Raw genomic sequence first — 13,903 nt, forward strand, 5'->3', positions numbered from 1 at the left:
TCAGAAATCGAGGGACGCGATGCGGCGGCTTGCAGCCTTCGCCTTGATTTGCGCGCTCTGGCCTATGCCGGTCATTGCGGCGGACATGGCGGCCGATACGGATGGCGACTCCGAGACCGTTGAGACGCCGGAGACGGCCAGTCCGCCTGCTGAGACGGTCGCACCTGAAGACGTGCCCGATGCGGCCAAGGCGCCGGCGGAAAAGCCGACCGCGCCGGCCGATCCGGAGCCTCAGGAAGATCCGGTGGAGCGGGGCCGAGCCCTCGCGGAAGCCAATTGCGGCCGCTGCCACGCCATCGGCGATAGCGACGAGAGCCCCGAGCCGAAGGCGCCGCCCTTCCGGGATCTGCACAAGCTTTATCCCGTCGAGTCCCTGGCCGAGAGTCTGGCCGAGGGGATCGTGACGGGCCACCCGGACATGCCGGCTTTCGAGTTGACCGCGCCGCAGGTGAACGCGCTGATCAGCTATCTGAAGACGTTGTAGGAGGGACTAGAGCTTTGCGAAATCGATTGAGCGTATCCCTCTTAATGATTGCTTTGGCTGGACTTGTCTGGTCGGGCGCTGCGTCTGCCGCAGGCATCGCCGTGAGCGGTAAGCAGATCGCGGAGCGATGGTGCTCCACCTGTCATCTGGTGGGTCCGAAACAGGAGACGGCCGCCGCCGTCGGCACGCCGAGCTTCATGGCGATCTCGAAGAAATACGGCGACAGCGTCGACATGCTGGCCGGCTTCCTCGCCGACCCGCATCCGCCCATGCCGTCGCTCTCCCTGACGCGCCAGGAGATCAACGATCTCATCGCCTATATCGGCAGCCTGGATAAGGGCGCCGAGAAGCCCGAGGCGGACGACGCCGAGTAGGGGCCGTACGGACCCGACGCCGCGAACCTAGCGTCTAGTTTCCGTAGCCGCCTTCGACCTCAGACGATCCTGGTGTATCGAGATCGGCACCTTCGTACATGTCGCCACCCCTATAGGCCGGCACCTCGTCGCCGGGCTCATTCCCATAGATATTCGGGTCGCGATCGTCGGCCCACTCGCCCTGATACTCGACTCGGGGCTCGGCCGCCTGGACGAGGGCTGGGGTCATTGCGGCCAGGATGAGCAATCCTCCGGCGAGGGCAAAATTCCGTTTGGACGTCATGTGGTTTCTCCTCAGGGTTTCTCCCTCAAGCACCGCTTTGAACCCCAGTAGAGAAATGACCGGGGCCAGGCTGCTGTTCCGCCGCGCACGCGCCGCTCGACGTATCGTCGCGCCGTGGAGAAGGGGGCGAACCTATCGGCACCTCATGTGTTGGCCCTGTGTACGTTCAAACAGAGGGAGGTGTCACAATGACCAAGAAGATCTTCCTGAGTGCCATGCTCGCCGCCGGCCTCATGTTCGCTGGCCAGACCGGTCAGGCCGAGGCTGCCATGGCGGCGCCGGGCCTTACGCAGGCTCCGGTTCAGACCAATGCCGTCCAGAAGGCGGCTTGGCGCTGCGGTCCGCGGCGCTGCGCGTGGGTGCCCGGCTATACGGGCCGCGTGCCGATGTATGCCCGCCGCTGGGGTCCGCCGCCGCGTCCTGCCTGTGTGTGGGAGCGCGGACTTCTGGGCCGCTGGAAGCTCGATTGCGACTAGGTCGCGATCGGACTCAAAGCATGAGAAAGAGCGTCGGCTCCGGCCGGCGCTTTTGTTTTGCCTACTGGCAGATCACCTCTTCGAGGCGGCGGGCCGCCGAGAGGTAGTCTTCGCCATAGATGGAAGAGTTTGAATCCTCGACCACCTGGATGCCTTTGCGCACGTCGGCGCAGCTCTGGGGGGAATTCGTATCGGCCATCGCCCGGTTGACGTAGTAGGTGCCGACGAGGTCGTTCTCGACGGGGGCGTCCTCGATCAGGCGGGTGCAGGCATCCATTCGTTCTTGCGGAGGGGTGTCACCGTCGTCATCGCGGCACAGCGCCTGATCCTTCTTGCCTTCCTCGATTTCGGCCATGAAGTCCTCGAACGAATAACCGTCGTCCTGAGCCCGGACGAGATCCGGTGCGGCCGAAGTGCCGAGCGCGGCAAGAGCGCCGAAAACGAGAGACGCAAACAGATATCGCGCGGTCATGACTTCAATCCCCCCTGAGTTCCCCTTCGATCTCCCTGGCGAAATCTTATCGCAGCGGGCGGAGCGATTCCATCGATGAGGGAGCGACTGAAGAAGCAACCGCGTTGGCTCAGGTCGCGACCGCAACGACGAGGACGAGCAGCAGGAGGCTTTCGGTCACCTCGACGCTCGTGCCCAGGCAATCTCCGGTGACGCCGCCGAGGCGAACCTGCCAATAGATCGAGATCGCCGGCACGATCAAAAAGGCGAGCAGGAGAGAGGGCGCCAGCCACAGGCTGAAGATGCCGAGGATGATGCCTGCAATGCCCGCCACCTGCCAGTCGATGGACCAGGAGAAGCGCTCGCCCGTGCCGCTCGCCAGGGGCGGTACCATGAGGCTCCAGATGAGCGGGCCCCACCGCGCCCAGGCGGGCACGAGGATAAGGGCGGGGAGAAACTCGGGACCGGTGAGGGCTGCCAGTAGCACCAGCTTGGCCATGAGCTGCAGGACGATGGCGATCACCCCGAAGGCGCCGATATGGGGATCGCGCAGCACCTCCAGAAAACGCTGGGGCGAGCGGTGGGCCGCTCCCATGGCATCGGCCACGTCGCCCATTCCGTCGAGATGGAGCGCGCCGGTGATCCCGACCCAGAACACGAGACCGAAAAGGGCGCCGATCCACGGCGAAAGCTGACCGCCGAGCCAGACGGAAAGGGCGAGCAGCAGGCCGACGATGAGGCCGACCGCGGGAAACCAGATGGTTGAGCGGGAAAATTCTTCCGGCCGGAAGTCCTCGATGACCGGGACGGGGATGCGGGTGAGGAACTGGCAGGCATGGCGGAAGATGCGCCACTGCTCTTCGGCCGCCGCGCGCCATTCGTCTTGTCCCTCAGGCCAGTCTACCATTGCGCCCCGGCTGTCATGGTTCGGCGATTACGGCTTCCGCGTCACGGCTGCACGATCTCGATCAGTTCGCCCCACATCGTCTCGTCTTCTGTGCGGCCGAAGCGCAGGCTTATCCGTGTGCCATAGGCGATGCGAAGCGTCCAGAGATGGGCGAAGGGAAGATTGCAGGTGAGTGCCAGGGCGGTGCGGATCGGGCCGCCATGGGTGACGACAAGCGCGGATGGCGCGGCGTCGTCGGACTCAGGGGCCGTTTCCAGGAGTTCGTCCAGGGCGTTGGCGACTCGGGTTCGCAAAGCGCTCCAGCTTTCGCCGCCCTCGGGCGGGGCCGCATCCTCGTCGCTGTAGAAGGCATCGAGCTGGGCAGCGATGGCGGGATCTTCGCGCAGGCCTGAGACCGGCTGGCCATCCCAGGCGCCGAAATCGAGCTCCGCCCAGTTGGAATCGATATGGGCGGCGAGGCCGCGCTTTGCGGCCAGGCTTTCCGCGGCTTCCCGCGCCCGCAGCAGTGGCGAGCTGACGATCCTGGGCCAGGTACGGCCTTCCGTCTGGGCTTCGAACTGGCGCCAACCGGTTGGCGAAAGCGGCGGATCGGTCCGGCCCAGCAGGAGGCCCGGCGGCTCCGTGGCCCCATGGCGGATGAGATCGATCAGCATGGGCCCGAGACGCTCGCTTCGTCGAAGGTGGCCATCCCGGCATGAAGGGCGCAGGCAAGCCGCAGCAGGGGCACCGCGACCGCCGCACCGGAGCCTTCACCCAGCCGCAGCCGAAGATCGAGCAGAGGCTCGGCGTCCAACGCGTCCAGCACGATCTGATGACCGCGTTCGAAGGACCGATGGGAGAAGATCAGCCAGTCCCGGCAGGACGGATTGATGCGGACGGCGGCAAGTGCTGCTGCGGTCACGATGAACCCGTCGACAAGCACAGGGATTCGAGCCTGGGCGGCGGCGATCATGGCCCCGGCGAGGGCTGCGATCTCAAGCCCGCCGACCGCTTCGAGAACGGCGAGGGGCGGAATGCCGCTCGGCACGAGCCCGTGGCGCTCCAGCGCGTCGGCGATGATGGAGGCCTTGCGCCTTATGCCGTCATCGTCGAGGCCGGCGCCCGCGCCGACAATCTCCAAGGGCGCCAGGTCGAGGAGTGCGGCGGCGATGGCGGCCGCAGCGGTGGTGTTTCCGATGCCCATCTCGCCGAGCACGAGAATATCCGGTGACGCCTTAAGCGCGCGGCCGACCGCACGCTGTCCTGCCGCCAGGGCATGGGCCAGCTCGTCTGCGGTCAGGGCCGGTTCGGCGGAGAAGTCGCGGGTGCCGGAGCGCGGCTTGTCGGCGACGACGCCTTGGAGATCGGCTTCGGCCAGCGAGCCCGCATCGACCACTTCGAGGCTTGCGTTCAGCTCCCGCGCCAGGACCGAGATGGCCGCGCCACCTTGGGTAAAGTTCTGCAGCATCTGCACCGTCACCTCGGACGGGTAGGGGGAGACCCCTTGGGCTGTCACCCCGTGATCGCCGGCGAACAGCACGATGCTGATCTTATCGGCGCGGGGCCGGCCGGTGTCCTGCAGGCCGGCGAGCCGGATGGCCAGCCGCTCCAGGACGCCGAGGGAGCCAGGCGGCTTGGTGAGGGCGTTCTGACGGTCGGCCGCCTCTCTTTCTCTTGTCTCCGACGGGCGCGGGCAGGGCGCGCGATACCACTCAGCGTCTGTCACGGATTTTCCTTTGGCCTCCCTCTTTCGTGAGGCCGGAATGGAGGACAGGGTGGAGCCTTCCGTCAAGCGGACCGTCGGTCACGCCGCGCGGCAGGTCTGAGAGCTGCCGAAGGAATGGTGCCGGCTGGAGGATTCGAACCCCCGATCGGCTGAATACAAATCGGTCGACCTGCGTCGTTGCAAATCATGTAAACCTCAGGTGATGGGTAGCTTCACGGAACTGGATTATCGCCCGACCCCGATGGGGGCCCTGAGCCTGCGCCGACGTCGGCACCCCTCTGCGGATGTCGATATTTACGAGATCAAGCTCGGCGATGAGTTTCTTATGTCGAGCCAGTTCACGGCCTCGGAGATCGCGCTGGCGCGGCTGGGCCTGAGCGAGCTCGCCGGAGACGGTCTGGATGTCGTCGTGGGCGGCCTCGGTCTCGGTTACACCGCCGAAGCCGTGCTCGAGGACGATCGGGTCGGGTCGCTCCTCGTGGTCGAGTTCATGGAAGCGGTCATCGAGTGGCATGAAGAAGGGCTTTTGCCGCTAGGCCCTGCACTCAGCGCGGACCCACGCGCTCGCATGGTATGCGGGGATTTCTTTGGTCTGGCGGCCAATGCCGACGGCTTCGATCCCAAAGAGCCAGGCCGGCGGTTCGATGCAATCCTGCTGGACATCGACCATGCGCCCGATGCCCATCTCGCGCCCGCCCACGCTCAGTTCTACACCGCGGAGGGCTTTGAAGGGCTCAAGCGGCATTTGAAGCCGGGCGGCGTTTTCGGTCTCTGGTCGAACGCTCCGCCCGCGGAAGACTTCGTTCAACACCTAGCATCGGTATTTTGCCGGGCCCGTGCCGAACCGGTGACGTTTCACAATCCGCTGCAGGATCGCGACTTCACGCAGACCGTCTATCTCGCTCGCGCATCGGAGGCGTGAGGGCGCGCCAACAGGCGATTGGTCCGCTGTGCGGGGATGGCAGGGAAGTGGTGCCGGCTAGAGGATTCGAACCCCCGACCTACTGATTACAAATCGGCTACTCGGCAAACCCGAGATCAAATCAGGCCCATCTCGTGGAACTTCGCCTCGATGATGGCCCGATCGAACGGGCCAAAGCGCCCAAGGAGCCAGGCGCCCTGTTTATGTGGCCCTGTAGTCGGAAAGGAACTCCCCATCCCCGTGCGCGTAGAGGCCGAAGGCGCCAGTAGGGCTGCTTCGTCTTTCTCCAAGGCATACGCCTGCAGAGCCCTCTGGGCTGTCGCTGTTGCTGCTGCTCGCGACTGGCCGCTACCGTCGCAGCCCATAATGCCGGCAGGAGAAACCCGATATGCACCGGCGGACTCCTGAGAAACATCACACGGCCAATAATAAGTGATGCTCACACAAACTGTGCTCCGGTTGATCGGTTACGATGATGGACTATTAAGCACGTGACCGCTGGATGCCGGGCGCAGCGTCAGTCTAGGAGCAACGATGACGTGATATATACCGAGGCAAGACTGAGTATTGTGAGCATGGTGCTAAAAAAAAGAACGTGGGGAAAAGGCTTATCGAGGAATAATATATCTGTTTTAGGGATCATTTTTTTTCGATTCTTGTATCTAGAGAACGATGAAAGTCTGTGTATACTTGTCTTGTGTTTTGAATAAGGCGCAGAGAAATTAATATTTATCCGTAAAACTGAGCTGTAATTGTAGATCCATACGTAGAGAAGCGTATTTTTATTCAAAACATCCGAATAACGTGACAAGGTCAATCCCGCACGCCTGTTGAAGGCAGACACAAAAAGCCCGGCCTTCCTCCGAAGAGGAAGACCGGGCAAAGCGCCCAGGGAGCCAGGCGCCCAAAAGAGTGGCCTATGAAAGGTGAAAGGAGTTCCCATCGCCAATGCGGAAAAGGGAACGAGAATAGCTATACGCTACAACCACGAAAAGACGTGTTCAAAATTGCTCTCTATAGTGGTGGAGCGTATTCAGAGAGTTGCGAACCGTCCTGCCCCACCCGGATTGGCTTTCGCTGCTCCATCCTAGACACGCTCCATCGGCTGTTCACGTAGCAGCAGGTCTTCCAGGAGAAATGCCGCTGGCCTGGCAGACATCATGATCGGTTTCAACCAGACGGTTCTGCTCGGACTGACGATGGCGAGTATCACCGCGCTATTCGGCATCGGACTAGCGCTGATCGAAAAATCGTTTCTGATCGCATCGCCCAAGCTTGGATCGAGCAGCGGCGCTTTCGACTAGGATAGCTTACGAAACGACTCATCCCGATCAATGGATGGCAGCTGCCTGCCGGACGGAGCATCAATCATCGTCACTCTTCTTTTGTCTGCGGAGCGACGTGTGGCTGGTCGTGGAGAACAGCGTTGAGCAGGGATTGGTGGACCTCAATCCTGCCGTTGTAAGAAATGAAACCGAGCTTCCTGAATTTGTTCATGAAGAAGCTTACGCGTCCGCGAGTCGTGCCGATCATCTGGGCCAGGGTCTCCTGGCTGATCTTCGCGATCACCGGCTGCGGCCCGGAATCGCTGCCGAAATTTGCCAGTAACAACAGCGTTCGGGCGAGCCGCTTTTCGCTCGAATTGAATAGCTGATCGACAAGATCTGCTTCCGTGCGTACGGCGCGATTCAAGAGGTGGATGATGAAGGATTCTGAAAATGCCGGATCGGCATGGATCATTCGGACGATCTCCGACTTGGCGATCCGGGTAATGCTCGCAGCCGTAATGGTCGTCGCCGTCGCGATGCGCTGCAATTGTCCGACAAGACAGCTTTCACCGAAAAACTGCTCTTCTCCCAGCAAAGCCACCACGGCTTCTTTGCCTTGGTCGGAGAGAACCCGAATTTTGACCTTGCCCTTGCTGATGTAGAAGACGGCGTCTGCAGTGTCGCCTTGAGAGAATACGTCGGTCCCCGGCTCGTACTCGATCTCCTTTTCTCCAATCTTAGCTAGCAGAGTCTGCACATCGAATTGTTGTAGTCGCTTGCTCGTCATAACCAGTTCGCTCGTCTGGAGCCCGAACTCCGTCTTCTCCCAAAAAGGATACCCTGCGCAATCCTGAGTTCAGCGGGCCCGCCATAGATAAGGGCGGAGAGAAGATCCCCGGCGAGGGAAGGCCGGTGGGTTGCAGCATCCTTAGATACACCAGCTTCATTCCGACCACGTGTTCAAAATTGCGCAGCGCCATGGGGAACACCCATGAGACTATCAATAGTTGTATTGCACAACCATGCGCGCCGATTCAGCCAGAGAACTGGTCCAAGTAACTTCGGAACAAATGCCCTACCCCAGGGCCGAGCTGCATTTGGAAAGAGTAGCAATTGGAATGGGCGCATTACCACCTGTGATAGGGATTCCCACCCGCATGACATGCCGCTGCCAAAGGGGAGTGGCATCGTGAATATCGGCTATGTCCAGGACGCCGCAGTGCCGAAGGATCTGCGTTCAGAACTCGCAGCATTTGATAATGCTGGTTGCGAGCGGATCGTGGTCGATAGCGCGGCGCGCGCGAAAGAAAGGCGTATGCTCAAGGTCGTCTTGGATAGCTTGAGCGCGGGAGACAGCCTGGTCGTTTGGTCGTTGAGTTGTGTAGCCGACTCGATGCCAGAACTCGTCCGTCTAGCGCTCGATTTGGAAGCGCGGAAGGTCCGGCTGATATCATTGGCCGAAGGCTTCGACACAAATGGAGAGGATGAGCGGGTCGTTATTAGTACTCTACGTCGATTGCATGCCTTCCAGGAAAGTCTGGCTACGCAGCGAGACGGTTCATCGCGCCGCAGGCCGGGACGGCCAAGAATGCTAAAGATGCAGGATCTGGATAAAGCGCGCCTGATGCTTGCCAACGGCGCTACGGTGGATGAAGCGGCGCGGGAGCTCAATATCTCGCGGGCCACCCTCTATCGGTACCTCCACCAGTAAAAACCTCTCCTCAGCGTAAAATCGAATCGTGAAGCGCAAGCTTTTGTCTATCGCCGCTCTCCGCTCCCATCCTCGCGCCGAATAAAACTGTTCTCCCTGCTGAGTCTGCGCCGCAGGCTGCACTCTCGCACCCAGGCAACCCGCGCAACTGTGGCGGCGAGGGGTGGCATCCGTTGCATAAATCACACAGCAACGAAGAATAGAATTCGATCACTACGGGGATCACTGAATGAAAAATTCTAAAAATAAAGAATATCGGCGTGATCGAAATCCGTAAACAACAGAAAGCACGGTGAAAATCAGAAATGTATTTCTCATAAGTGTCTAGAAACTGTATCATTAACGTATCATATAAGTTTTAAAACTAATAAGTAAATAATATTTCAAGATTAATTCGATCCTATACATAGAACGTTGCCCCAAATACTTAGGTAGCCTTGATCGGTTCCCGTAATGCGGGAAATCGGAAGCTGAAAGCATGAGGCTGGGGGGCTCGCATGCGCATTCAAACGAAACCTGAGGGGTTGTCTGAGACGGGCGCATCGTCATTGATCGCGTGGCCGCAACGACACGCGCTCCTGAGCGCCGCATTGATCGCAACGATCTGCGTTCTGTTAGCGGCGGTACTGACGGTCTCTGGTGCCCCGGGGGCATACGCCGCGAACTGTCCGACGAACGCTAGCTCAAACAATGTGTTCAACGATGGAAGCGACGGCCAATCCAACGCTGGGCTGCTGGGCACGCTGAACTGCACGAACAACACGATCGCCGGCAGCGACAATCTGCGACAAAACGGCAATGGGTTCGGAGGCGACGCACAGCTCCGTAATAACACTGTGCTGGACAACGGCAGCTCCAGTTCGATCAGGGGAAACGGAAGCGGAGCTGTTGGTGACGCCGTCATCCTGAACAACCTCGTCCAGGGCAGTACTTCGTTAAATGGAAATGGCGCCGCGGTGTTGGGGGCCGGCAATGCCCTCATCACTGGAAATCATGTGACTGGCGATGAGTCCGGCACTGGAAACGGCGCCTCCGCCGCCATTGGCAATGGCAGTGCGACGCTGATCGACAATGTTTTTGTTGGCAATGGGAACGGCAGCAGCAATGGCCGGACCATCGCAGGAACCGCGAGCGCATCGCTCATAGGCAACACCTTCATCGGCACCGACGCGGGCAGCGACAATGGCCGCATTACTGTCGGAGGTGGCGATGCTATCGCCATTCTCCATGCCAACTATATCAATGGAGACACTGCCGGGAATGGCAATGGCAGTGTGTTTGGCGGTCTGGGTACCGCCAGCGTCACGATGATCGGCAATAATATTCAGGGCACCGAGACCGGCAGTCAGAATGGCTCTGTCGGTCTCGGCCTTAACAATGAGGCCGTCGCCGTTCTTAAGGGCAACACCTTCATTGGGGATGGCTCTGGCAGCCATAACGGCTCGGTCGTCCTCGGCACCGGCGACGCCACGGCAACCCTGGTCGGCAATACCGTTATTGGCGCTGGATCGGCGAGCGATAACGGCGAGATTCTCACTGGGACCGGCAATGCGACCGCGACCCTGACCAACAATACGATCCACGGAGATAATTCCGGAAGCAACAACGGTCTTGTGCTCGTCGGCATCGGCGGGGCGACGGACACCATTATGGCCGACAACATAATCAATGGTGACGGCTCTGGCAGCGGCAATGGTTTGGCTGGTGCCGGGGGAAGCACCACGAAGGTGCTCGGCAACATCATCAACGGCGACGATTCAGGGTCAGGCAACGGGGCCGGCGGTACGGGCGGCAGGTCGACTGTTGCCAAGAACAATATCTTCGGCAATGGCTCGTTGAGCGGAAACGGCGCCGGCCTGGCTGGAACGGGTGATGCGAATGTGTCCAGCAACTTCGTCAGCGGTGACAATTCCGGCAGCTTCAACGGCGCCGGCGCACTTGGCGGCGAAGCCTCCGTTTCAAACAACGAAATCTATGGAAGTGGATCCGGCTCGCTTAATGGCGGTTCGCTCACCGGAACTGGTAGCGCCACGGTCGCGGACAACGACATCCACGGTAATCTCTCGGGGAGTGGCAATGGTGTGAGCACCGGCGGCAACGGCAACGCCAATGTCACTGGTAACGTCATCCGGGGCGACGCCTCGGGCAGCGCGAACGGCCTTGGCACAGGCGACACCAACGTGACCGTCGCCAACAACTATGTCGTGGGCAACGGTTCCGCTAGCGCCAATCTCGGCGACGTGACGGATAACACGATCTTTGGCGATCTGTCGGGCACGGGAAACGGCGACGGCTTCGCCTCAAATACTATTTTTGGCAATCTGTCTGGCTCCGCGAACGGTGAAGACTTCGCCGGCAATACCATCATGGGCAATTATTCTGGCAACCTGGCCGGAGACGACGTCCACGACAACACGGTGATTGGCGATTTTTCCGGCAATCTTTATGGCGACGGGGCGAGCTACAACAACGTTGTCGGTAATGGCTCCGGCAATCTCGTCCAGGGTTCGTCGAACAGCGTGGTAGGCAACCTGTCAGGCAATGATGTGGAGGGCGAAGGCAATGTTGCGATCGGCTTCGCATCCGGAAACGTTGTAGGGAGCAGTTACAATACTGCCGTCGGCGCATACTCTGGCAATTTCGTCACCGGCGATCAAAACACCGCTGTCGGCTACTTCAGCGGCAACGGCGTCACCGGCTATAACAATCTGGCCCTAGGGTCGTTCAGCGGAAACCTTGTGGAAGGCGACGGAAACCAGGCCAGCGGCGTCCTGGTCGGTAACCTGGTCGGCGGCGATTACAACCAGGCCTCCGGTTACCTCACGGGCAATCTTGTGACGGGCGACCAGAACCAGGCCTCGGGTGCATATTCCGGCAATGCCGTGAGCGGCGACAACAACCAAGCCTCCGGTGAGGGCTCCGGCAACATCGTCACCGGCAGCAACAATCTGGCGAGCGGTCTCGTCTCCGGCAATGCGGTCACGGGTGACGAGAACCAGGCGACCGGCGCCTATGCGGGTAACGCCGTGAGCGGCGACAACAACCAAGCCTCCGGTGAGGGCTCCGGCAACATCGTCACCGGCAGCAACAATCTGGCGAGCGGTCTTCTCTCCGGCAATGCGGTCACGGGCGACGAGAACCAGGCGACCGGCGCCTATTCCGGCAATGCCGTGAGCGGCGACAACAACCAAGCCTCCGGTGAGGGCTCCGGCAACATCGTCACCGGCAGCAACAATCTGGCGAGCGGTCTCGTCTCCGGCAATGCGGTCACGGGTGACGAGAACCAGGCGACCGGCGCATATTCCGGTAACGCCGTGAGTGGCGACAACAACCAGGCCTCCGGTGAGGGGTCCGGCAATATCGTCACCGGCAGCAACAATCTGGCGAGCGGTCTCGTCTCCGGCAATGTGGTCACGGGTGACGAGAACCAGGCGACCGGCGCCTATGCGGGTAACGCCGTGAGCGGCGACAACAACCAAGCCTCCGGTGAGGGGTCCGGCAATATCGTCACCGGCAGCAATAATCTGGCCAGCGGTCTCGTCTCCGGCAATGCGGTCACGGGTGACGAGAACCAGGCGACCGGCGCCTATGCGGGTAACGCCGTGAGCGGCGACAACAACCAGGCCTCCGGTGAGGGGTCCGGCAATATCGTCACCGGCAGCAATAATCTGGCCAGCGGTCTCGTCTCCGGCAATGTGGTCACGGGTGACGAGAACCAGGCGACAGCGGCATATTCCGGCAACGCCGTGAGCGGCGACAACAACCAGGCCTCCGGTGAGGGGTCCGGCAATATCGTCACCGGCAGCAACAATCTGGCCAGCGGTCTCCTCTCCGGCAATGTCGTCACGGGGGATCAGAACCAGGCGACCGGCGCCAATGCGCGGGTAATAACGTCAGCGGCAGCAACAACCAGGCCTCCGGTGAGGAGTCCGGCAACGACGTGACCGGAAACAACAATCTGGCCAGCGGTCTTCTCTCCGGCAATGTGGTCACGGGGGATCAGAACCAGGCGACTGGCGCTAATGCGGGTAATAACGTCAGCGGCAGCAACAACCAGGCATCCGGCAATGGCGCCGGCAACGACGTGACCGGGGATGAGAACCGGGCATCCGGTCCCCTCTCCGGCAACCTCGTAAGCGGCACTCGAAATCAATCCTCCGGTTCCAATGCGGGCAATCGCGTCTCCGGCAACAACAATCAGGCGAGCGGTGACGGCGCCGGCAATGACGTGGCCGGGAATGAGAACCGAGCATCGGGGCCCTTCTCCGGCAACTTTGTAACTGGCACCCGGAACCAATCCTCGGGAGCCAATGCGGGTAACAACGTGAGCGGCAACAATAACCAGGCGAGTGGTGATGGCGCCGGCAACAACGTGACCGGCAGTCAAAACCGGGCGTCCGGTCCCTTTTCCGGCAACTTCGTAACCGGCAATCAGAACCAGTCCTCCGGTGCCTTTGCGGGTAATGGCGTCTCGGGAAACAACAACCAGGCAAGCGGCCTGAACGCGGGTAACAATGTCACTGGCAACAACAACATTGCCAGCGGCTTGAACGCGGGCAACAACGTCAAGGGCGTCAACAACATCTCGATGGGCACCGGTGCGGGAAGCGGCAACGTTGCCAGTTACGCGGTCGCCATCGGCAACCAATCCATGGCGGCGGCGAATTCGGGCGTCGCAATCGGCAATGTCGCCTATGTCGGTGGCAAGTCCGGTGTTGCAGTGGGCGGCAGCGCTTACGCGGCAGGGCCCGACGATACGGCGATCGGGGCCGGCGCAACTGTCACCGCCGATCACAGTACCGCTATCGGTGCCGGTGCGGTTGCGACCTTGCCGAACCAGTTCGTCCTCGCAACAGCCAGAGACACCTATAAGACACCGGGCATCACGTCGGGATTGAGCCGTCAGCGTCAGTCCGGACCTCTTCAGGTCGTGACAACCGACGCCACAGGCAACCTCGCTTCCGATGGCGGTGAAATCTTCAGGAGACTCGACATCGCCGCTGCGAATATCGATGAAAACCGCTCAGGTGTCGCTTTGGCGCTAGCTGCGGTGAATCCCGATCTGACCGGCGACGAACGCTTCGGTATCACCGCGAATTGGGGTGGCTTTGACGGAGCGAGCGCCTTCGGCATGGGGTTTGAGGGCGTGCTTGGCCATGACTGGATCACCCCCGGAGACCGTGTGGCAGTGACGGGAGGTTGGGGCGTGGGTTTCGCCAATAACGCCGGGGACGATGTCTATGGCGGTCGCGTGGGTGCTCAGTGGACGTGGGGCTCTACGCGATAGTTGGGACTTGGCTCAAAAGGCTGCTAAACGGACTC

14 protein-coding genes are annotated in these 13,903 nt (G+C 61.0%); 8 read left to right on the forward strand and 6 right to left on the reverse strand.

All coding sequences use genetic code 11. From position 1 onward, the window contains the following. Positions 1–19: 19 nt before the first annotated feature. On the forward strand, positions 20–484 hold the full coding sequence (locus ACFQ2F_RS07995) for a c-type cytochrome (protein ID WP_379088290.1): 465 nt from the start codon (positions 20–22) through the stop codon (positions 482–484). Between the two features lie 53 nt (positions 485–537). Next, entirely contained in the window at positions 538–858 is a 321-nt protein-coding gene (locus ACFQ2F_RS08000) for a c-type cytochrome (protein ID WP_379088294.1), read from the forward strand. Between the two features lie 34 nt (positions 859–892). Here the strand turns inward: ACFQ2F_RS08000 and ACFQ2F_RS08005 are convergent, their stop codons facing one another. After that, a complete protein-coding gene (locus ACFQ2F_RS08005; RefSeq protein WP_379088300.1) occupies positions 893–1,141 on the reverse strand; it encodes a hypothetical protein in 249 nt (82 codons plus the stop codon). Between the two features lie 188 nt (positions 1,142–1,329). On the opposite strand from ACFQ2F_RS08005, the gene ACFQ2F_RS08010 reads away from it, so the two are divergent. After that, on the forward strand, positions 1,330–1,617 hold the full coding sequence (locus ACFQ2F_RS08010) for a hypothetical protein (RefSeq protein WP_379088303.1): 288 nt from the start codon (positions 1,330–1,332) through the stop codon (positions 1,615–1,617). Positions 1,618–1,678: 61 nt separating this feature from the next. Here the strand turns inward: ACFQ2F_RS08010 and ACFQ2F_RS08015 are convergent, their stop codons facing one another. The 4 genes from ACFQ2F_RS08015 to cobT form a co-directional block, all read right to left on the reverse strand. Continuing rightward, positions 1,679–2,089: a hypothetical protein gene (locus ACFQ2F_RS08015; protein ID WP_379088305.1), complete on the reverse strand. Its 411-nt coding sequence runs from the start codon at positions 2,087–2,089 to the stop codon at positions 1,679–1,681. Between the two features lie 109 nt (positions 2,090–2,198). After that, the gene (gene cobS, locus ACFQ2F_RS08020) at positions 2,199–2,975 is read right to left on the reverse strand and encodes an adenosylcobinamide-GDP ribazoletransferase (RefSeq protein ID WP_379088308.1); all 777 of its coding nucleotides are present in this window, start codon (positions 2,973–2,975) and stop codon (positions 2,199–2,201) included. Between the two features lie 41 nt (positions 2,976–3,016). Then, complete coding sequence (locus tag ACFQ2F_RS08025) at positions 3,017–3,628, reverse strand: histidine phosphatase family protein (RefSeq protein ID WP_379088311.1); 612 nt, start codon at positions 3,626–3,628, stop codon at positions 3,017–3,019. Further along, entirely contained in the window at positions 3,622–4,680 is a 1,059-nt protein-coding gene (gene cobT, locus ACFQ2F_RS08030) for a nicotinate-nucleotide--dimethylbenzimidazole phosphoribosyltransferase (protein ID WP_379088314.1), read from the reverse strand. Before cobT ends, ACFQ2F_RS08025 begins: the two co-directional genes overlap by 7 nt. 202 nt (positions 4,681–4,882) lie before the next feature. Between cobT and ACFQ2F_RS08035 the strand changes: the two genes are divergently transcribed. Together ACFQ2F_RS08035 and ACFQ2F_RS08040 are read left to right on the forward strand one after the other, a co-directional pair. Further along, positions 4,883–5,602, forward strand: a complete 720-nt coding sequence (locus tag ACFQ2F_RS08035; RefSeq protein WP_379088317.1) for a spermine/spermidine synthase domain-containing protein — start codon at positions 4,883–4,885, stop codon at positions 5,600–5,602. A 1,160-nt stretch (positions 5,603–6,762) separates the two neighbouring features. Next, a complete protein-coding gene (locus tag ACFQ2F_RS08040) occupies positions 6,763–6,906 on the forward strand; it encodes a hypothetical protein (RefSeq protein ID WP_379088320.1) in 144 nt (47 codons plus the stop codon). Between the two features lie 70 nt (positions 6,907–6,976). Here the strand turns inward: ACFQ2F_RS08040 and ACFQ2F_RS08045 are convergent, their stop codons facing one another. Beyond that, the gene (locus tag ACFQ2F_RS08045; protein WP_379088322.1) at positions 6,977–7,657 is read right to left on the reverse strand and encodes a Crp/Fnr family transcriptional regulator; all 681 of its coding nucleotides are present in this window, start codon (positions 7,655–7,657) and stop codon (positions 6,977–6,979) included. A 402-nt stretch (positions 7,658–8,059) separates the two neighbouring features. Between ACFQ2F_RS08045 and ACFQ2F_RS08050 the strand changes: the two genes are divergently transcribed. The 3 genes from ACFQ2F_RS08050 to ACFQ2F_RS08060 all read left to right on the forward strand — a co-directional run bounded on the left by ACFQ2F_RS08050 (position 8,060) and on the right by ACFQ2F_RS08060 (position 13,868). After that, positions 8,060–8,581 carry a recombinase family protein gene (locus ACFQ2F_RS08050; protein WP_379088325.1) on the forward strand — a complete coding sequence of 174 codons (522 nt, stop codon included), beginning with the start codon at positions 8,060–8,062 and terminating at the stop codon, positions 8,579–8,581. A 497-nt stretch (positions 8,582–9,078) separates the two neighbouring features. Beyond that, positions 9,079–12,525, forward strand: coding sequence for a beta strand repeat-containing protein (locus ACFQ2F_RS08055; protein WP_379088328.1), 3,447 nt, complete (start codon positions 9,079–9,081; stop codon positions 12,523–12,525). Next, a complete protein-coding gene (locus tag ACFQ2F_RS08060) occupies positions 12,522–13,868 on the forward strand; it encodes a beta strand repeat-containing protein (protein WP_379088331.1) in 1,347 nt (448 codons plus the stop codon). Before ACFQ2F_RS08055 ends, ACFQ2F_RS08060 begins: the two co-directional genes overlap by 4 nt. Positions 13,869–13,903 lie beyond the last annotated feature (35 nt).

Source organism: Methyloligella solikamskensis (assembly GCF_042676065.1).
GTDB classification, from domain to species: Bacteria; Pseudomonadota; Alphaproteobacteria; order Rhizobiales; family Methyloligellaceae; genus Methyloligella; species Methyloligella solikamskensis.